This window comes from Achromobacter sp. UBA5777, from assembly GCF_002418565.1.
Taxonomy (GTDB): domain Bacteria; phylum Pseudomonadota; class Gammaproteobacteria; order Burkholderiales; family Burkholderiaceae_B; genus Achromobacter; species Achromobacter animicus.
In genome coordinates this window covers 26,576-45,495 of the sequence record NZ_DIEJ01000284.1, presented here as the reverse complement: position 1 = coordinate 45,495, position 18,920 = coordinate 26,576, and the positions used below count along the sequence as shown (strand labels likewise).

At 63.9% G+C, this 18,920-nt stretch carries 17 protein-coding genes; 12 read left to right on the top strand and 5 right to left on the bottom strand.

Annotated elements, in window-relative coordinates; translation table 11 throughout:
• From B3446_RS24905 to purF, 3 genes are all read left to right on the top strand, one after another.
• Positions 1 to 420: SPOR domain-containing protein (locus B3446_RS24905; protein WP_291386449.1), on the top strand; the 420-nt coding region annotated here is incomplete at its 5' end.
• Positions 420 to 908, top strand: coding sequence for a CvpA family protein (locus B3446_RS24900; RefSeq protein WP_056316730.1), 489 nt, complete (start codon positions 420 to 422; stop codon positions 906 to 908). The genes B3446_RS24905 and B3446_RS24900, both read left to right, overlap by 1 nt.
• A 30-nt stretch (positions 909 to 938) precedes the next feature.
• On the top strand, positions 939 to 2,459 hold the full coding sequence (purF, locus tag B3446_RS24895; protein ID WP_175121937.1) for an amidophosphoribosyltransferase: 1,521 nt from the start codon (positions 939 to 941) through the stop codon (positions 2,457 to 2,459).
• A gap of 76 nt (positions 2,460 to 2,535) precedes the next feature.
• Here purF and B3446_RS24890 read toward each other — a convergent pair whose 3' ends face one another.
• The 5 genes from B3446_RS24890 to map form a co-directional block, all read right to left on the bottom strand.
• Positions 2,536 to 3,057 (bottom strand): M48 family metallopeptidase, encoded by a 522-nt coding sequence (locus tag B3446_RS24890; RefSeq protein WP_291386446.1) that lies wholly within the window; start codon positions 3,055 to 3,057, stop codon positions 2,536 to 2,538.
• Between the two features lie 17 nt (positions 3,058 to 3,074).
• On the bottom strand, positions 3,075 to 3,557 hold the full coding sequence (locus tag B3446_RS24885; protein WP_291386444.1) for a disulfide bond formation protein B: 483 nt from the start codon (positions 3,555 to 3,557) through the stop codon (positions 3,075 to 3,077).
• A 48-nt stretch (positions 3,558 to 3,605) separates the two neighbouring features.
• Positions 3,606 to 4,319, bottom strand: a complete 714-nt coding sequence (locus tag B3446_RS24880; protein WP_056570280.1) for a MarC family protein — start codon at positions 4,317 to 4,319, stop codon at positions 3,606 to 3,608.
• A gap of 68 nt (positions 4,320 to 4,387) precedes the next feature.
• Complete coding sequence (locus tag B3446_RS24875) at positions 4,388 to 6,994, bottom strand: [protein-PII] uridylyltransferase (RefSeq protein ID WP_291386441.1); 2,607 nt, start codon at positions 6,992 to 6,994, stop codon at positions 4,388 to 4,390.
• Between the two features lie 16 nt (positions 6,995 to 7,010).
• On the bottom strand, positions 7,011 to 7,832 hold the full coding sequence (map, locus tag B3446_RS24870) for a type I methionyl aminopeptidase (RefSeq protein ID WP_191578074.1): 822 nt from the start codon (positions 7,830 to 7,832) through the stop codon (positions 7,011 to 7,013).
• Between the two features lie 948 nt (positions 7,833 to 8,780).
• Here map and rpsB point away from each other — a divergent pair.
• The 9 genes from rpsB to bamA all read left to right on the top strand — a co-directional run bounded on the left by rpsB (position 8,781) and on the right by bamA (position 18,867).
• Complete coding sequence (gene rpsB / locus B3446_RS24865) at positions 8,781 to 9,530, top strand: 30S ribosomal protein S2 (RefSeq protein WP_175121932.1); 750 nt, start codon at positions 8,781 to 8,783, stop codon at positions 9,528 to 9,530.
• 180 nt (positions 9,531 to 9,710) lie between these two features.
• Complete coding sequence (tsf, locus tag B3446_RS24860; protein WP_092582300.1) at positions 9,711 to 10,589, top strand: translation elongation factor Ts; 879 nt, start codon at positions 9,711 to 9,713, stop codon at positions 10,587 to 10,589.
• Between the two features lie 179 nt (positions 10,590 to 10,768).
• Positions 10,769 to 11,485 (top strand): UMP kinase, encoded by a 717-nt coding sequence (gene pyrH, locus B3446_RS24855; RefSeq protein ID WP_054425864.1) that lies wholly within the window; start codon positions 10,769 to 10,771, stop codon positions 11,483 to 11,485.
• 15 nt (positions 11,486 to 11,500) lie between these two features.
• Entirely contained in the window at positions 11,501 to 12,061 is a 561-nt protein-coding gene (gene frr / locus B3446_RS24850) for a ribosome recycling factor (protein ID WP_056316760.1), read from the top strand.
• 175 nt (positions 12,062 to 12,236) lie between these two features.
• The gene (gene uppS / locus B3446_RS24845; RefSeq protein ID WP_291386432.1) at positions 12,237 to 13,001 is read left to right on the top strand and encodes a polyprenyl diphosphate synthase; all 765 of its coding nucleotides are present in this window, start codon (positions 12,237 to 12,239) and stop codon (positions 12,999 to 13,001) included.
• A 51-nt stretch (positions 13,002 to 13,052) separates the two neighbouring features.
• A complete protein-coding gene (locus B3446_RS24840) occupies positions 13,053 to 13,910 on the top strand; it encodes a phosphatidate cytidylyltransferase (protein WP_291386430.1) in 858 nt (285 codons plus the stop codon).
• Complete coding sequence (locus B3446_RS24835; protein ID WP_291386428.1) at positions 13,907 to 15,106, top strand: 1-deoxy-D-xylulose-5-phosphate reductoisomerase; 1,200 nt, start codon at positions 13,907 to 13,909, stop codon at positions 15,104 to 15,106. Before B3446_RS24840 ends, B3446_RS24835 begins: the two co-directional genes overlap by 4 nt.
• 42 nt (positions 15,107 to 15,148) lie before the next feature.
• Positions 15,149 to 16,480: an RIP metalloprotease RseP gene (gene rseP, locus B3446_RS24830; RefSeq protein WP_291386426.1), complete on the top strand. Its 1,332-nt coding sequence runs from the start codon at positions 15,149 to 15,151 to the stop codon at positions 16,478 to 16,480.
• Between the two features lie 53 nt (positions 16,481 to 16,533).
• A complete protein-coding gene (gene bamA, locus B3446_RS24825) occupies positions 16,534 to 18,867 on the top strand; it encodes an outer membrane protein assembly factor BamA (protein ID WP_291386424.1) in 2,334 nt (777 codons plus the stop codon).
• The last annotated feature ends 53 nt before the right edge of the window (positions 18,868 to 18,920 follow it).

Sequence of the window (18,920 nt, the reverse complement as noted above, 5' to 3'; positions counted from 1 at the left end):
GCTGTTCCGCCGGCCACGCCGCCCAAGCCCGAGGTCAAACCCAAGCCCGAGCCGGCCAAGCCCACGACACCCGCCAAACCCGAGTCGCGCTCGGACGACGGCGCGCGCGCCCTGGCGCTGCTCGAAGGCCGCAACGCCCCGGCGTCCGCGCCCAAACCCGATGCGCCCAAGCCGGCTGCCTCCAAGGGCAACTTCGTGCTGCAGATCGCCGCGTACACCACGTCGGAAGACGCCCAATCGCGCCGCGGCAAGCTGCATCAGGCCGGCGTCACCAACGCATTTGTCGAGCAGGCCACCATCAATGGCAAGCAGCAGTACCGTCTGCGCGTGGGCCCGTTCCCGTCGCGCGAGGCGGCTCAGGCGGCCCAGGCGCGGTTGCGCACGCTGGGCTATGACAATGGTTTCATCGCCGCCCAATAGTGACCGGCTTCGACTTCGTCGTGCTGGCCATCCTGGTGGTATCGGGTGTGCTGGGCCTGGTGCGCGGCCTGCTCAAAGAGGTGCTGTCGCTGGTCGCCTATTTGCTGGCCTTCGTGGCCGCGATCTGGTGGGGTCCCACGGTCTATACCTGGTTGGAGCCCTATATTGAAACGACGCTGCTGCGCATGGGAGTCTCTTACGCGGCGGTGTTCATTATCGTGTTGCTCGGCGTGGGGTTGGTCAATATGACGCTTGCCGCCCTGATCCGCAGCACCGGACTCAGCCCGGCCGATCATGGCCTGGGCGGAATGTTCGGGCTGGCCCGTGGTCTATTGATTGTGCTGGCGCTGGTCGCCGCCGCAGGGTATACGCCGCTGCCGCAAGAGCCATGGTGGCAGGACGCCATGTTTTCGCATTCGGCCATCGAGGCCATCAAACATATCAAGACGTGGCTGCCGCCAACCCTGGCGACGTGGCTGCCGTACTGATTAGCTTCAAATCAACCAGGAAATCTCACCATGTGTGGAATCGTAGGGGTCATCGGGCGCGGGCCGGTCAACCAGCTGCTCTATGACAGCTTGCTGCTGTTGCAGCATCGCGGGCAGGACGCCGCGGGCATTGCGACGTCGCAAGGCAACCAGTTCAATATGTACAAGGCGCACGGCCTGGTGCGCGACGTGTTCCGCACGCGCAACATGCGCGCGCTGCCCGGCACGTCCGGCGTCGGCCAGGTCCGCTACCCCACCGCCGGCTCCAGCGCCAGCGAAGAAGAGGCCCAGCCTTTCTACGTCAACGCCCCGTTCGGCATCATGTTGTCCCACAACGGCAACCTGACCAACTGGCGCGAACTGCGTGAATCGCTCTATCGCGTCGACCGCCGCCACATCAACACGAACTCCGATTCCGAAGTCCTCCTGAACGTGCTGGCGCACGAGCTGCAATCGGCCGCCAACGGCGTGTCGCTGGACGATGACGCGATGTTCCGCGCGGTTGCCGCCCTGCACAAGCGTGTGCGCGGCGCCTACGCCGTCGTGGCCCAGATTTCCGGTTACGGCCTGCTCGCCTTCCGCGATCCCAACGGCATCCGTCCGCTGTGCATCGGCCGCCAGGAGACCGAAGAAGGCGTGGAATGGATGGCCGCCTCGGAATCCGTGGCCCTCGAAGGCAGCGGTTTCACCTTCGTGCGCGACGTCGAGCCCGGCGAAGCCGTGTTCATCGACCTGGACGGCCGCATGGTCGCCCGCCAGTGCGCCGACAATCCGCAGCTCGTGCCGTGCATTTTCGAATACGTCTACTTCGCCCGCCCCGATTCGATGATCGACGGCGTGTCGGTGTACGACGCGCGCCTGCGCATGGGTGAGTACCTGGCCGACAAGGTCGCGCGCAACATGCGCCTGGGCGATATCGACGTCGTCATGCCGATTCCCGATTCCTCGCGCCCGGCCGCCATGCAGCTGGCCGCGCGCCTGAACCTGGACTATCGCGAAGGGCTCATCAAGAACCGCTACGTAGGTCGTACGTTCATCATGCCGGGCCAGGCCGTGCGCCGTAAGTCGGTGCGCCAGAAGCTCAATGCCATCGGCATGGAATTCAAGGGCAAGAACGTGCTGCTGGTGGACGACTCCATCGTGCGCGGCACGACCAGCCGCGAAATCGTCGACATGGCCCGCGCAGCCGGCGCCAACAAGGTGTACTTCGCCTCGGCCGCGCCTCCGGTGCGCTTCCCGAACGTGTACGGCATCGACATGCCCACGCAAAGCGAACTGATCGCCACCGGCCGCACGGACGAGGAAATCGCCCGCGCGATCGGCGCCGACAGCCTGGTCTACCAGGATCTGCACGACATGCAGCAGGCGGTTCGCGACATCAACCCGAAGCTGACGCGCTTCGAGGCGTCGTGCTTCGACGGTCAGTACATCACCGGCGACATCACGCCGGAGTACCTGGCTCGCCTGGGCCAGTCGCGTTCCGAGCCCGGCAAGGACGAAGACGCGGGCGGCCTGCGCTTCAACATGGGCTACACGTCCGACGACGCCTGATTCCTGCTGGCGTTTCGCGCAGACAAAAATGCCGTCCCTCGGGACGGCATTTTTTCGCCGGTGGCTCGCGCAATGGCTAGCCCTGCGCTTCCCACAGCGGCGTGCGCGTGGCCTCAAGATGCGTGAGGTACAGCCGCAGGTCAAACTCGTACTGATGGTAATGCGGCTCCATGCGCAGACACATGTTGTAGAACGCCTTGTTGTGGTCCTTTTCCTTCAGGTGCGCCAGTTCGTGGACGGTGATCATCTTCAGGAATTCCGCGGGCACGTTCTTGAACAGCGTCGCCACCCGGATCTCGTGTTTGGCCTTCAGCTTGCCGCCTTGCACGCGCGAGATATAGGTGTGCTGGCCCAGCGCATGCTGGATCACGTGGATCTTGCTGTCGAACGCCACCTTGTTGATCTGGTCGCCGTTTCGCATGTAGGCGTTCTTCAGGTCCGTCACGTACTGGTACAGCGCCTTGTCGGTGCGCACATCATGCGCGCCACCGGGATACCGGGCAAGCAGGGCCGCGCCCAGCTTGTCCTGGTCCAGCAGCTTCTGGGCTTGCGCCAGCAGCGGTTCCGGGTAGCCGGTCAGGAATTTCAGCGTCTGCACGATTCGAAACGGGAAACTCAGGCGTGGCCGCGCCGGAACATCACCGGCAGCGCCATGAAGAACAGGATCACGAAGAGCGCCAGGCTCCACAGAGCGTACTCGACGCCCAGCACCGGCACCTTGGCGTCCATGCAGGTGGCATAGATGCCGAAGAGCGGCGGAATGGCGCTTTCCAACCCGATGCCGGTCATGAAGCGGTCGGCAAACGTCTGGTCGCACGACAGCATGTTGGCGGCAACGCTGTACTGATACCAGGCGGCCACGATGCCGGACAGCGACAAGAGGGCAGCAAGAAAGCCGCAAATGCGCGTCAGCGCGCGTCCGCCGCCATAGCCGCCGATCAGCGCGACGACGCCGATCACCAGGTAGATCAGGCGCTGCATCACGCACCAGGCGCAAGGCGGCATGTCGAAGACGTGCTGGGAAACGAGGGCGATGCCCACCGCGCCGAAGGAGAAGAGGGCGATCAGGCGGAGCAGGCGTTCTGAGCGAGAGGTCATTGTTGCGTTGGGTGGGTTGGACGAAGCCGGCGCGGTGGCCGGACAGGCTTAGGCCTTCGGGACGGGAATTGGTTGCATCACCTGCGTCAGCACGCTCAGGAGCAGTTCCCGCGCGCCTTCCCAGAAAATCTGCACCCCCAGGCACAGCATGATGAAGGCCGACAGCCGCATGAAGACCGCCGTGCCGTTGTCGCCCAGGCGATGCAGCATCTGCGCCGCAAAGCGCAGGCAGACGTAAAGCGTCAGAGACACGACGATGATGCCGGGAATGGAACCCGCCAGCCGCACCAGGCTCCATGCGTGGTTCGTGTCCCGCAGCGAGACGCCCACCGTGATGGCGGCCGCGATGGAGCCAGGGCCGCAACTGATGGGGAAGGTCAGCGGATAAAACGCGCGCGCCTTCGCCATCTCGGGCGTGAACGATTCCGCCATGCGCGCCACCCGTTCGGTGTCGGCATCCGGCGAGTTCACCAGCCGCCAGGCGCTGGCGATCACCAGCATGCCCCCGCCCACGCGCACGATGGACAGCGAGATGCCGAAAAAGCTGAGGAGCACGTTGCCCGCCACCATGGCCACGATCAGCATCAGGCACACGTTGATCGCGACCCGCTTGGCCAGCACCACCCGCGTGGCCGAGGACGCGCCTTCGGTCAGCGAAAGAAAGATGGGGGCGATCGCAGGCGGATTCAGGAACGGCAGCAGGGTGGCCAGCGCAAAGAAAAAGCTGCCACCGAAAATGCGCAGATAGTCGTTGAGCTGCATGTGAGCAAGCATCGCCTGGCCGAAAACCCGGATTGTATGCGGTCCGGGCCGGGTCTGGCGATGCCGGGTCAGGCGGCGCGCTGCTGGGCCTCGTCGCCCGACAGCGCGTCCAGAATGTCGCGTTCGAACTGCATCTGGCTGCGGGGGCGCGCCAGCGCGGACCCATCCACGATGAACACGTCTTCCACGCGGTCGCCCAGCGTCATGATCTTGGCCATGAGCAGGTTGATCTCGTGGCGCGCAAAGACGCGCGCCAGGGCGTGCAGCAGACCGGGGCGGTCCGTCGCCGTGACGGACAGCCGCCACGACGTGCTCCGTTCGTCGGGCTGGAGTTCGGCCTGGGGCATGACCGGAAACACGCGCGACACGCGGGACTGCCGGCCGCGACCGTACCAGCCACCGCGGCCGGGCTGGGCCTGCGCGGCCGCCTGCGGATCCTTCAAACGTTCGGCAAGTTCGTGTTCGACCAGCGTGGCCTGCGCCCGCAGGTCGCTTGCGCCTTCCGGCAGCAGAACGATGAAGCTGTCCAGCGCCCAGCCATGGCGGGTCGTGTGGATGCGCGCGTCCTGAATGGACAGCGACTTGGCGTCGAAATAACCGCAAATGGCAACAAACAGGTCGGGGGCGTCGCGCGTGTAGACCATGATCTGCAGGCCTTCACCCTGTTCGGTGGGGCGCGCCTTGACCACGGCTTTGGCCGGCGCGACCTGGTGGTACAGGTGGCGCGTGTGCCAGGCGATGTCGGACGCGTCATGGCGCAGGAAATACGCCACGTCGAGCTGATTCCAGAACGCTTCGCGCGCGTCGTCGCGAAGGCCGGCCAGGCGGGTCAGCCGCGCCGCTTCTTCCTTGCGCTCGGCCAGCACGGTGTGGGCGTCGGCATGGGCGCCGCCCAGCGCCGCCAGCGTCAGCTTGTACAGGTCTTCCAGCAGCTTGCCCTTCCAGGCGTTCCAGACCTTGGGGCTGGTGCCGCGAATGTCCGCCACCGTCAGCAGATACAGCGCGGTCAGATGGCGCTCGTCCTTCACCGTGGCGGCGAATCCCTGCACGACGTCGGGGTCAGACAGGTCGCGCTTTTGCGCGACCGCCGACATCAGCAGATGCTGACGCACCAAAAACTCGACCAGTTTCGCGTCTTCCGGGTCCATGCCGTGATCCGCAGCGAACTTGCGCACTTCGCGCGCACCCAGTTCGGAATGGTCGCCGCCGCGGCCTTTGGCGATGTCATGAAACAGCGCCGCCACGTACAGCAGCCAGTGCCGGTCCAGACCGGCGATCAGCTGGCTGGCCAGCGGATATTCCTGCGCGTGCTCGGGCATGGTGAATCGCCGCAGGTTGCGCACCACCGCCAGCGTGTGCTGGTCCACCGTATAGGCATGGAAAAGGTCGTGCTGCATCTGGCCCACGATGCGGCGGAACACCGGCAGATAACGCGGCAGGATGTTCAGCATGGTCATGCGCCGCAGTTCGTGCACGATGCCGCGCGGCTGCTGCAGGATCTGCAGGAACAGTTTGCGGTTGACGGGGTTGCGGCGGAACTGCGCGTCGATGCGGTGACGCGAATGCCAGATGGCGCGCAGCGTGCGCGCCGACATGCCGGTCAGCTCGGGGTGCTGCTGCATCACCAGGAAGGCGCGCAGCAGCAGGGTGGGATTGCGCTCGAAACCGTCGTCCCGAATGATGTCCAGGCGGTCGCGCAGGTTGCGGAAATCGTCGTCGATGTCACGCGCGTCACTGTCGGGACGCGGAAACAGCCGTTCCTCGATGTTCTGCACCAGGATGCCGTTCAGCTGCGTCACGAGTCGCGCCGCCCAGTAGTAGCGCTGCATCAGCAGTTCGCTGCCGCGCCGCGTGGCGGTGGCGTGGATGCCGTAGACCTCGGCCAGCGCGGGCTGCAGATCGAACAGCACCCGGTCTTCGCGCCGGTTGGCGAGCAGGTGCAGTTCAATGCGCAGGCGCTTGAAGGCCTGCTCGGCCTTGCGCAGGTCGCGCGCCTCGGATGAGGTCAGCAGACCCGCCTGCGCCACCGAGCGCCAGTTGTTGCCGAAACCGGCTGCACGCGCCATCCACAGAATGACCTGCAGATCGCGTAAGCCGCCCGGCGATTCCTTGCAATTGGGTTCCAGCGCGTACGGGGTGTCGTGGTAGCGCGCATGGCGCTGCTGCATTTCAACCCGTTTGGCCAGAAAGAACGCCTGCGGATCCAGCCGGGACTTGGTCGCGGCATCGAATTTGCGCATCAGCACGCGGCTGCCGGCCAGCCAGCGGGATTCCAGCAGCGCGGTTTCCACGGTGATGTCCGCGTCCGCCTCGCGCTCGCAATCCTCGATGGTGCGCACGCTGTGGCCGGGCTCCAGTCCCAGATCCCACAGCGATGCCACCAGTTTTTCGATCGCGCTTTCTTCGTCCGGCGTCGGGGCGTGGGGCAGCAGGATCAGCAGGTCGACGTCGGAATGGGGGTAGAGCTCGCCACGGCCATAGCCGCCCACGGCAGCCAGCGTGGCGCCGATCGGCAGCGGACAATGCTTGACCAGATCCCGCAGGGCGGCATCCACGATGCGTCGCAGTTCGGTCAGGAGGATGTCCGGCCGTTCGTGTTCCCGGAACTGGGCCACCGCGGCCCGCCGGGATTCCTGAATGCGTTCGCGCAGCTTGGTAAGGATTTCGGCGGTCATGGGTGGCTGCGGGGCTTCAGACGGCGGGAATGACGATGGGTTCGGTGATGAACGCGGGCGGCTGGGGCATGCCGGGCGAGAGGGTCAGGACCTCGTAGCCGGTTTCCGTCACGCAGACGGCGTGTTCCCATTGCGCGGACAGGCTGTGGTCGCGGGTGACGACGGTCCAGCCGTCGGCCAGTTGGCGGATCTCGCGGCGTCCGGCGTTGATCATGGGCTCGATGGTGAACAGCATGCCGGTCACCAGCTTCACGCCCGTGCCGGGCTTGCCGTAGTGCAGCACCTGCGGGTCTTCGTGGAAGCGTTCGCCGATGCCGTGGCCGCAGAATTCGCGCACCACCGAAAAGCCGTTCGATTCGGCGTGCTTCTGGATCGCGTTGCCGATGTCGCCCAGCGTGGCGCCGTTCTTGACCTGCTGGATGCCTTTCCACATGCACTCGAACGTGATGTCGGACAGGCGCCGGGACAGAATGGACTGCTCGCCCACCGCGTACATCCGGCTCGTGTCGCCAAACCAGCCATCCTTGATGATGGTGACGTCGATGTTCAATGAGTCCCCATTTTTCAGGACCTTGTCGCCCGGGATGCCGTGGCACACCTGGTGATTGACCGAGGTGCAGATGGCGCCGGGGAAGGGCGGGTAGCCCGGGGGCGCATAGCCGACCGTGGCGGACTTCACCTTGAGCTCGTCGGTCAAGTATTCCAGGCACAGGCGGTCGAGTTCGCCCGTGGTGACCCCCGGCTTGACGTACGGCGTGATGAAATCGAGAACTTTGGCGGCGTCCTGGCAGGCGGCGCGCATCTTGGCCAGGTCGGCCGGATTGGTGATTGTGCCCATGGAATGCTTGCGACGAGTCGCTTGAATGTCTGCTTGAAAGAATAGTAGAATTATAGGCTTCCCTAAAAATTTGGGGAGCAATCGGGTTACCGGCAAGAAGAGTCAGGAGAAGAACATCCGTCAGGGTGGGAAGATCCCGGCTCCCAGCCAAACCCGGCGGGTGCTGGTCTTTGGGTCCAGAGCAAAGGTCTAAAGCAGAGGGCTGGAGCACACCCGGCAGGAAATCTGGTTTCGCGCGGTTCTTTCTTGAGATCCCGCGGCAAGCCCTGAAGTTTCACCGCAAGCGAAGGTTGTGGAGCGAATTCGGGCAGGCTGCTGGTATTGGGGGAAAAGTGGGCGACAAATGGAAATCCGGCTGGATGCGCTTGGGGCACGAAGCTTGGGACATGGAGCTTGGGGCATGAATGCTGACACTGGCTGGGTGCGGTGTGCTTGCAAGCCCGGAAGTGTTTTTGAGCGGCGATGCAGGTTCGGTATGGGCGCTGGATTAAGTTCTTGGAATTTTGCTGAAAAGCGTGTGCTGAAAAGCGTGTGCTGAAAAGCGCATCCTGAAAAGGATCCTTAAGAACTGCCACAGCGGCCTGATGCGCGGGCAGGCCTAGCGGCCACGTTCGCGAAGAACTGGATTTCGCCGCCAACAAAACAATTCCGGGTGCGTCTCGAAGAAACTTCCAGGAAACTCCTGGAGTGTCGGGCAGACGCAATGCAAGTCTCTTGTCGTGTGGCGGCCGTCTGGGTTTATCGCGGCAGCGTAGTAGAAGTCGTTAAAGGCGCGCCGCTACAGGCAACACGCCTGGAGCGTCGTAGTTATTGCGGCAGTGATCGGCCGGCCCGGTTAAAATTTTTGTCATCCCGCGTTTTTGCGGGAAATCGCGCGCAACACCACCCAGGGTGTCAGCAGGATGCTGATGCAGGTGCGGCGCAAGAAACCAACCCTTGGAGAATTAAATGTCTTTGATGCGCGAAATGCTGGAAGCGGGTGTCCACTTTGGTCACCAGACCCGTTACTGGAACCCCAAGATGTCGCAGTACATCTTCGGCCACCGCAACAAGATTCACATCATCAACCTCGAAAAGACGGTTGATAAGTACCAGGAAGCCACCAAGTTCGTGAAGCAGCTGGCTGCTCGCGGCGGCAACATCCTGTTCGTCGGCACGAAGCGCGCCGCTCGCGAGCTGGTCGCCGCTGAAGCCGCCCGTTGCGGCATGCCCTTCGTCGACGCCCGCTGGCTCGGCGGCATGCTGACCAACTTCAAGACGGTCAAGACCTCGGTCAAGCGCCTGAAGGACATGGAAGCCGTTGTCGCCGAAGGCGGCGCCGAGCGCATGATCAAGAAGGAAGGCCTGCTGTTCCAACGCGAACTGGACAAGCTGAACAAGTCGATCGGCGGCATCAAGGACATGAACGGTCTGCCCGATGCCATGTTCGTGATCGACGTCGGCTACCACAAGATCGCCATCGCCGAAGCCAAGACGCTGGGCATCCCCGTGGTCGCCGTGGTTGACACCAACCACTCGCCCGAAGGCATCGACTACGTCATCCCCGGCAACGACGACTCGGCCAAGGCCATCGCGCTGTACGCCAAGGGCATCGCCGACGCCGTCCTGGAAGGCCGCGAGCAAAACCTGAACGGTCTGGTCGAAGAACTGGGCGAAGGTCAGGAAGAGTTCGTCGAAGTTCAAGACAACCAGGCCTAAGCCGGTTGTCATGTCCGGCGGGTAAGGTCTGGAAGCGGCGCCGAAACCGGCCCGTTTCCGCCCCGCCGGCGCTGCGAAGCTGGGCTCCCATCTTCCAGGCCCGCCCAGTGCGGGCGTCCCATCGAATCAAATCACAGCCCCGGCCCGCCGGGGCGTGTCTTAGCAAAATTTGGAGCAAACATGGCTGAAATTACCGCTGCCCTGGTCAAGGAACTGCGCGAAAAGACTGACGCGCCCATGATGGAATGCAAGAAGGCCCTGACGGAAGCCGAAGGTGACCTGGCCCGCGCCGAGGAAATCCTGCGCGTCAAGCTGGGCAACAAGGCCAGCAAGGCTGCTGCCCGTGTCACCGCCGAAGGCCTGATCGGTCTGTTCATCTCCGCCGACGCCAAGAAGGGCGCCGTCATCGAAATCAACTGCGAAACCGACTTCGTCGCCAAGAACGACGACTTCGTCGGCTTCGTGAACAAGCTGGCCGAACTGGTCGCCACGCAGAACCCGGCAGACGTCGCCGCGCTGTCGGCGCTGCCGTACGGCGAAGGCACCGTCGAAACCACCCGCACCGCCCTGATCGGCAAGATCGGCGAAAACATCTCGATCCGCCGCTTCGAGCGCATCGAGACCGCCAACTCGCTGGCCAGCTACGTGCACGGCGGCAAGATCGGCGTGCTGGTCGAATACACCGGCGCCGAAGAAGTGGGCAAGGACCTGGCGATGCACATCGCCGCCACCAAGCCCAAGGCTCTGAACGCCGACGGCGTGAACCCGGCCGACATCGCCGCCGAGCGCTCGGTTGCGGAGCAGAAGGCCGCTGAATCCGGCAAGCCGGCCGACATCGTCGCCAAGATGGTTGAAGGCTCGGTCGTGAAGTTCCTGAAAGAAGTGACGCTGCTGTCGCAGCCGTTCGTCAAGAGCGACAAGCACACGGTCGAACAGCACCTGAAGGAAAAGGGCGCGTCGATCAGCAAGTTCGTGCTGTTCGTCGTCGGCGAAGGTATCGAGAAGAAGACCAGCGACTTTGCCGCTGAGGTTGCCGCCGCCGCCGCTGGCGCCGCCTGACCTCTAGGTAGTGCTTAAAGGCCGGCGCTAGATTAAATTCTAGTCCGGCCTTTTTCGCCGCATGGGCCCCCAAAGGCAGACGCCTCGGGGGCGCCCAACCCGCCTCGCGGGCGCGGCGCTGGGGGTCAACCCCATTCTTGACTTACACTTTCGTCGGATTGTTCTTCGGGATATCACCTATGAGCAGCAGGGCATACAAACGGGTTCTTCTCAAACTTTCCGGCGAGGCGCTGATGGGCGACGATGCATTCGGCATCAATCGCTCCACCATCGTCCGTATGACCGATGAGATCGCTGAAGTCGCCGCCACGGGCGTCGAACTGGCCATCGTCATCGGCGGAGGCAACATCTTCCGTGGCGTCGCCCCGGGTGCGCAGGGCATGGACCGCGCGACCGCCGACTACATGGGCATGATGGCCACCATCATGAACGCGCTTGCGCTGCAAGACGCGCTCAAGCACAAGGGTATCGACACCCGGGTACAATCCGCGCTGAATATCGATCAGGTCGTCGAGCCCTACATCCGGCCGAAGGCTTTGCGCTACCTCGAAGAGGGCAAGGTCGTGATCTTCGCCGCGGGCACCGGCAACCCCTTCTTCACCACCGACACGGCTGCGGCACTGCGCGGCGCCGAGATCGGCGCGGAGATCGTGCTGAAGGCCACCAAGGTGGACGGCATCTACAGCGCGGATCCCAACAAGGATCCCACCGCAACGCGCTACGCGCGCATCAGCTTCGACGAGGCGATCGTCCGCCGTCTGGAAGTCATGGACGCCACCGCCTTTGCGCTGTGCCGCGACCAGAAACTGCCGATCAAGGTGTTTTCGATCAATAAGTCCGGCGCGCTCAAGCGAGTCGTGAGCGGCGAGGACGAAGGCACGTTGGTACACGTTTAAAGAAAAGGAAATTCCATGAGCGCAGCAGAAATCCGCAAATCCGCCGAGGCCAGAATGGCCAAGTCGCTTGATACGCTCAAGACCAACCTGGCCAAGATCCGCACGGGCCGCGCCCACACCGGCATCCTGGACCACGTGCAGGTCGAATACTACGGTTCGCCCGTGCCCGTGGGCCAGGTCGCCAACGTGAACCTGGTCGACGCCCGCACCATCAGCCTGCAGCCGTACGAAAAGCACATGGCCGGCCCGATCGAAAAGGCCATCCGTGAGTCGGACCTGGGTCTGAACCCCATCTCCATGGGCGACACGATCCGCGTGCCGATGCCCGCGCTGACCGAAGAACGCCGCCGCGACCTGACCAAGGTCGTGCGCAGCGAAGGCGAAGACGCCAAGATCGCGGTGCGGAACCTGCGCCGCGAGGCCAACGAAGCGCTCAAGAAGCTGGTCAAGGACAAGGAAATCTCCGAGGACGACGAGCGTCGTTCGCAAGATGACGTCCAGAAGCTGACGGATCGCGCCGTCGCCGACATCGACAAGATGGTCGTCCAGAAAGAAGCCGAAATCATGACCGTATAATCCCCACACGCCACGAGGCGCCGCATTGCGGTCCGCGTGGCGTCAGGATTACGTTGCACATGCGCCGTCCCGTCCATTGCCTCGCGGTACTTCCTCGTAGCGATGGAATCGACGGCGCAGGTTTTTTCCCGTATTCGTCTTTTTCGCCGGTCCGCCGCGCGCAGTCCCCAAACTAATGGCAACCAGTTCGACTCAGGCGGTCCCCGATATCCGTGACATCCCCGAGCACGTCGCCATCATCATGGATGGCAACGGTCGCTGGGCGACGCGGCGCCTGCTGCCTCGCACTGCCGGGCACGCCAAGGGCGTGCAGGCCGTCCGGCGCGTGGTCGAGGCCTGCGGACGCGCCGGCGTGCGCTACCTGACGTTGTTCGCGTTCAGTTCCGAGAACTGGCGCCGTCCGGCCGAAGAGGTTTCGTTGCTGATGCGCCTGTTCGTGCAGGCACTTGAGCGTGAAGTCGGCAAGCTGCAAGAGCAGGGCGTGCGTCTGCACGTGATCGGCGACCTGAGCGCTTTCGAGCCGCGCCTGCGCGAGCTCATTGCCGCTGCCCAGGAACGCACCGCGCACAACGACCGGCTGCACCTGACTGTCGCCGCCAACTACGGCGGCCGTTGGGACATCCTGCAAGCCACCCGCGCCATGTTGGCGGCCGAGCCCGACCTCGCGGCGCACCCCGACCGGGTGGACGAAGAGCGCCTTTCCAGGCATCTTTCCATGGCATGGGCTCCCGAGCCCGACCTGTTCATCCGCACGGGCGGCGAACAGCGCATTTCCAATTTTCTGATCTGGCAGATGGCGTACGCGGAGTTCTACTTCACGGATCGCTACTGGCCGGATTTCGGCGCCAATGAACTCACGGCCGCCTTTGATTGGTACCGCACGCGCGAGCGCCGCTTCGGCCGCACCAGCGCCCAAGTCAGCGAAGCCGCCGCCAAATAGGCTGATCGCGACGCGCGCGTCTTTCCAGGCTGCACAAGAGGAGACCGTCACATGCTGGGCCAGCGTATCGTTACCGCCGTCGTTTTGTTGGCCATTCTGGCCGCCGCCATGGCGAGCGCCAATCCATGGTGGTTCGTCGCGTTGCTGGCCCTTGCGGCCGCTTGCGCCAATTGGGAGTGGCTGCGCCTGACGCTGCCGCAACCGCCATCCCCCGTCATCGCCATCGGCGTCGCCGTCCTGCTTTTCGCCGGCATGCTGGTGCTGACCTCCGCCTGGTTGGCGGGCGACCGTAGCGGCGCCGGCGATCCGGGCTGGGTGCTGCGCTACCTGGTTCCTGCCGTCTCGGCCGTCTGGCTGTTTGGTGGCGTAGCCGCCGTGGTGCGCGGGCGTTCCGATGCGCCGCCGGCCAGCCTGGCCTGGTCGGTCTTCTCCGTGCCGGCCGCGTTTGCCGCCTGGGCGGTTCTGGCCCAGATGTACGTGGCGCGCGGCGCGGTGTTCGTCGTGTCCCTCCTCGCCCTCGTCTGGGTGGCTGATATTGCGGCATATTTTGCCGGCCGGGCCTTCGGCAAGCGTAAACTGGCTCCGCGCGTGAGTCCGGGCAAGACCATTGAAGGCGCCATTGCCGGCGTCCTGGGCGCGGTGGTGTGGATTGGTCTGTCCAGTCTGTGGGACGGCACCTTCGGTCATGCCCTGGTCGAACGTTGGACTTTCTGGCTTGCGTTGCCGATCGCCGCTGTTCTGGGCGTGCTGTCCATTGTGGGAGACCTGTTCGAATCGCTGCTCAAGCGCCGTGCGGGCCGCAAGGATTCCAGCACACTCTTGCCTGGCCATGGCGGCGTCTATGACCGCATCGATGCGATCCTGCCCGTCGCGCCGTTTGCGCTACTTTTGTCTGGAGTCTTGTTTTGACGGCTTTTCAACGTGTCGTCGTGCTGGGATCGACCGGATCCATCGGTGAAAGCACGCTGGACGTAATTGCTCGCCACCCGGAGCGGATGGCGGTTTATGCGCTGTCGGCGCACAGCCGGATGCAGCGGCTGGCCGAGCAGGCCCAGGCCAGCCGGGCCGCCGTCGTGGTGGTGCCCGACACCGCCGCCCGTCAGAAATTCATCGACGCGTGGCCGGGCGGACAGCCCATGCCCGAGATCCGCGTCGGCGCGCAGGCGCTGGCCGACACGGCCGCGGATCCCCAATGCGACGCCGTCATGGCCGCCATCGTCGGCGCCGCAGGCTTGCCCTCGGCACTGGCTGCCGCGCGTGCGGGCAAGCGCGTATTGCTGGCCAACAAAGAGGCGCTGGTTGCCGCCGGCACGCTTTTCATGCAGGCAATCCGCGATAACGGCGCCGAACTGCTGCCTATCGATAGCGAACACAACGCCATCTTTCAGTGTTTGCCGCACCAAGGACGCGCGGATGCGCCCCATAGTCCGGCAAAAGGCGTACGGCGCCTGTTGCTGACCGCGTCGGGCGGCCCGTTCCGCGGGCGCGATCTCGAAGACCTGCACGACGTCACCCCTGAGCAAGCCTGCGCCCATCCCAACTGGAGCATGGGCCGCAAGATATCCGTCGACTCGGCCACCATGCTGAACAAAGGCCTGGAGGTCATCGAAGCCCATTGGCTGTTTGCAATGCCCGCCGATCGGATCGAGGTGGTGGTGCACCCGCAGAGCGTCGTGCATTCAATGGTTGAGTACGACGACGGCTCCGTTCTCGCGCAATTGGGACAGCCCGACATGCGCACGCCCATTGCCTACGGTCTTGGGTTCCCCGATCGCATCGAGAGTGGCGTCGGTCCGCTTGACCTGACCCGCCATGGCCGGCTCGACTTCGAAAAGCCGGATCTGACCCGGTTTCCTTGCCTGGCCCATTCGTTCGCCGCAATGCGGGCGGGGCAGGGCGCCTGCGTGGCGCTCAACGCCGCGAATGAAGTTGCGGTCGATGCCTTCCTGGAAGGCCGGCTCGCCTATACCTGGATTCCGCGGGTCATCGAGGCGGCGCTCGAGTGGCAAGCACGGCAGGCATCTGTTACGCTCAGCAGTCTTGACGACGTACTTGCGCTTGACGCCGAGGCGCGCGCCTTTTCGGGCAACCTCGGACTGGCCTGATAGCGGGCCGCGCCTGCCTCTGATTTTCTAGACTCCGACCCCATGCTTTTCACCCTGCTGGCCTTTGCCGTAGCGCTTGGCTCACTGATCATTTTCCATGAGCTTGGGCACTATTGGGTTGCCCGCCTGTGTGGTGTGAAGGTCCTGCGTTTCTCAGTCGGTTTTGGCAAGGTCATCCTGCGCCGCACCGACCGGCACGGCACCGAATGGGCGGTTTCCGCGCTGCCGCTGGGCGGTTACGTCAAGATGCTGGACGATGCGCCGCCCGGGGCTTCGCCCGCCGTGGCGGCGTCGGCATTCAACACCAAGCCGGTCGGACAGCGCATCGCCATCGTGGCGGCCGGTCCCATCTTCAATCTGATACTTGCGGTGTTTCTGTATGCGGGCCTGAATATGGCCGGCACCGAGGAGCCCGTCGCCATCATCGCGCCTCCTGCTGCCGAGACGCCAGCCGCCCGCGCGGGTCTGCTGGCCGGTGATCGCATCCTGGCCATCGACGGCCAGGAAGTTGCATCATGGTCCGACGCCCGCTGGCGCCTGATGGACGTGATGTCCACCGGTGGCCGCGCCAGCATCGAGGTCCGCACCCCGTCCGGCGCCGTTCAGCAGCGCGAACTCGACCTTCCCCCCAACACGATGGACCCGGCCGAGGGTGACCCGCTCGCCGCCGCCGGTGTGCGTCTGGCTCAACCCAAGCCCGCGGTGCGCGCCGTGATCGACGGCGGCGAAGGGCAGGCCGCGGGCCTGCGCGCCGGTGATCTGGTCGTGGCCGTAAATGGCCAGCCGGCCCCTGATACCGGCGCGCTCGTCAAGCAGATCCAGGAAAGTGCCGGGAAGCCGCTTGCGCTTACCGTGGTGCGCGACGGCGCCAGCGTCACCCTGAACGTCACGCCTCGTCCCGAAGTCGTCAACGGTCAGGAGATCGGCCGTGTCGGCGTGCAACTGGGCGGCAACGTGCCGATGGTGACCGTGCGCTACGGCGTCTTCGACAGCCTCTGGCGCGGCGCCGTCCGTACTTGGGACACCGCCTGGTTTTCGCTTCGCATGATGGGCCGGATGGTGACGGGCGACGTGTCCTGGCGCAATGTCAGCGGTCCGGTCACGATTGCCGACTATGCCGGCCAGACTGCCCGGATCGGCATTGTTGCGTATATCGCCTATATCGCATTGATCAGTATCAGCCTTGGCGTTTTAAATTTGCTTCCCATTCCTATGCTGGATGGTGGCCATCTGCTGTACTATCTCGTCGAAATTGTGCGGGGCAGCCCCCCGCCCGCCAGATGGATAGACATCGGACAACGCGCTGGCATAGGCATATTGGCAAGCCTTATGGGGCTTGCGCTGTTCAACGATTTCACGCGTTTGTTCACTTGAACGCGATTTAGCATAAAATCCCCCGCCATTTGCACGACCGAGGATACTCAAGGATGTCTTTTCGCCGGATGTTTCAACACAAAAAGGGTGTACTGCCGGGTCTCGTTGCCGCGCTGATGTTGCCGGCCTTGGCCCACGCCTTCGAACCCTTTGTCGTACGGGATATCCGCGTAGAGGGTATTCAACGAACCGACGCCGGCACCGTCTTTGGTTATCTCCCCGTCAAAGTGGGCGAGAAATTCACCGAAGAAGAAGCCACCGAAGCCATTCGCCGCTTGTATGGCACGGGCTTTTTCACCGACGTTCAGATCCAGACGGACAATAATGTCGTCGTCGTGGTCGTCCAGGAACGTCCGACCATCGCCTCCGTTAATTTCAACGGCATGCGCGAGTTCGACTCCAAGGCCATTACCACGTCGCTGGCCCAGGTCGGTTTTGCGGAAGGCCGCATTTTCGACCGCTCCATGCTCGAGCGCGCTGAATACGAGCTGAAACAGCAGTATCTGTCCAAGGGCAAGTACGGCGTCGAAGTCACCTCCACCGTCACGCCGCTGCCGCGCAATCGCGTCGGCGTCAGTTTCGATGTGTTCGAGGGCTCGGTCGCTCGCATTCAGGAAATTCGTTTCGTCGGCAACAAGGCTTTTTCCGAAAGCGATCTGCTGGACGAATTCAAGCTCACGACGCCGGGCTGGCTGACCTGGTACACGGATACCGACAAATACTCGCGCGAAAAGCTCGAGGGCGACCTCGAACGCCTGCGCTCGTTCTACCTGGATCAGGGTTACCTGGAGTTCTCGGTCGAGCCGCCGCAAGTCACCATTTCGCCCGACCGCCAGGACATCCGCATCACGATCACCGTCCATGAAGGCGAGCCCTACAAGGTGCGCAGCGTAAAGCTGGCGGGCAACCTGCTGGGCCTGGACAAGGAAATCAACGACCTGGTGCAGATCAAGGCCGGCGAGACCTTCTCGGCCGCCAAGACCAACGATTCCGCCAAGGCGATCACCGACTACCTGGGTGAACTGGGCTACGCGTTCGCCAACGTCAACCCGAACCCGCAGCTCGACCGCGCCAAGCACGAAGCCGACCTGACCTTCTACGTCGATCCGAGCCGCCGCGTCTATGTGCGCCGCATCCAGATCGGCGGCAACACCCGTACCCGGGACGAAGTCGTGCGCCGCGAAATGCGCCAGCAGGAAGCCGCCTGGTACGACGCCGCCGACATCAAGACTTCGCGCGACCGCGTCGATCGTCTGGGCTACTTCAGCGACGTCAACGTCAAGACCGATCCGGTCCCGGGTTCGCCCGACCAGGTCGACGTCAACGTCGACGTGAAGGAAAAGCCCACCGGCATGATCAACCTGGGCGTGGGCTACGGCTCGTCCGAAAAGGCGATTCTGTCGGCAGGCATCAGCGAAGACAACGTCTTCGGCAGCGGCACCAACCTGACGCTGCAACTGAATACCAGCAAGACGAACCGCGCCGTGGTGCTGTCGCACACCGACCCGTACTGGACCAAGGACGGCATCAGCCGCACCACGTCCGCGTACTACCGCGTGACCGAGCCCTGGAACAACAACGACGGTGATTACCGCGTCAAGGCCATGGGCCTGGGCATGAACTTCGGTATCCCGATCTCGGAGTATGACCGCGTCTTCCTGGGCGCCAACTTCGAACGCAACCAGATCGACCTGTACAACAACTCGCCGGCGGCCTACGAGCACTTCGTCGACCAGTATGGCGATTCGACCAATTCGGTGATTTTCAGCGCCGGCTGGTCCAAGGACACGCGTGACAGCGCTTTGGCGCCGACCAAGGGTTCGTACACCCGCCTGAAGGCCGACCTGTCGACCGTCGACCTGCAATACACCATGCTGACCGCGCAGCAGCAGTACTACGTGCCGCTGGGCGGCTCGTACACGCTGGCGCTCAACGGTATGGTTGATTGGGGCCGGAGTTACGGCAGCAACGATTACCCGGTCATCAAGAACGTCTATGCCGGCGGTATCGGCACCGTCCGCGGCTACGAAGGCTCGTCGCTGGGTCCGCGCGACGTCAAGACGGGCGACTACCTGGGCGGCACGCGCCGCATCGTGGCAAACGCGCAGCTCTACCTGCCGTTCCCGGGCGCGTCCAAGGATCGCACGTTGCGTTGGTTCATTTTCAGCGACGCCGGTCAGGTGTCGGCAGGCAGCGGCCTCTCCTGCACGGGCGGCCGGGACAATACCGAGGTCGAAGATCCGTGCGGCTGGCGTTTCTCGGCGGGCGTGGGCCTGTCCTGGCAATCGCCGATGGGTCCGCTGCAGTTGTCCTATGCGCGGCCGCTCAATTCCAAGCCGGGCGACGACAAGCAAAGCTTCCAGTTCCAGATCGGGACCGGATTCTAAGCGAGGCGTTACTCTTGAAAACAAGGGCAGGGCCCACTGGCCCAGCGTCCTTG

Excerpts from the sequence above, each read along its gene's own strand:
- bamA (WP_291386424.1), top strand. The coding sequence starts at position 16,534 with ATGTCTTTTCGCCGGATGTTTCAACACAAAAAGGGTGTACTGCCGGGT.
- frr (WP_056316760.1), top strand. The coding sequence starts at position 11,501 with ATGAGCGCAGCAGAAATCCGCAAATCCGCCGAGGCCAGAATGGCCAAG.
- B3446_RS24885 (WP_291386444.1), bottom strand. The coding sequence starts at position 3,557 with ATGACCTCTCGCTCAGAACGCCTGCTCCGCCTGATCGCCCTCTTCTCC.
- rpsB (WP_175121932.1), top strand. The coding sequence starts at position 8,781 with ATGTCTTTGATGCGCGAAATGCTGGAAGCGGGTGTCCACTTTGGTCAC.
- purF (WP_175121937.1), top strand. The coding sequence starts at position 939 with ATGTGTGGAATCGTAGGGGTCATCGGGCGCGGGCCGGTCAACCAGCTG.
- pyrH (WP_054425864.1), top strand. The coding sequence starts at position 10,769 with ATGAGCAGCAGGGCATACAAACGGGTTCTTCTCAAACTTTCCGGCGAG.
- B3446_RS24875 (WP_291386441.1), bottom strand. The coding sequence starts at position 6,994 with ATGACCGCCGAAATCCTTACCAAGCTGCGCGAACGCATTCAGGAATCC.
- tsf (WP_092582300.1), top strand. The coding sequence starts at position 9,711 with ATGGCTGAAATTACCGCTGCCCTGGTCAAGGAACTGCGCGAAAAGACT.
- map (WP_191578074.1), bottom strand. The coding sequence starts at position 7,832 with ATGGGCACAATCACCAATCCGGCCGACCTGGCCAAGATGCGCGCCGCC.
- B3446_RS24840 (WP_291386430.1), top strand. The coding sequence starts at position 13,053 with ATGCTGGGCCAGCGTATCGTTACCGCCGTCGTTTTGTTGGCCATTCTG.
- uppS (WP_291386432.1), top strand. The coding sequence starts at position 12,237 with ATGGCAACCAGTTCGACTCAGGCGGTCCCCGATATCCGTGACATCCCC.
- rseP (WP_291386426.1), top strand. The coding sequence starts at position 15,149 with ATGCTTTTCACCCTGCTGGCCTTTGCCGTAGCGCTTGGCTCACTGATC.
- B3446_RS24880 (WP_056570280.1), bottom strand. The coding sequence starts at position 4,319 with ATGCAGCTCAACGACTATCTGCGCATTTTCGGTGGCAGCTTTTTCTTT.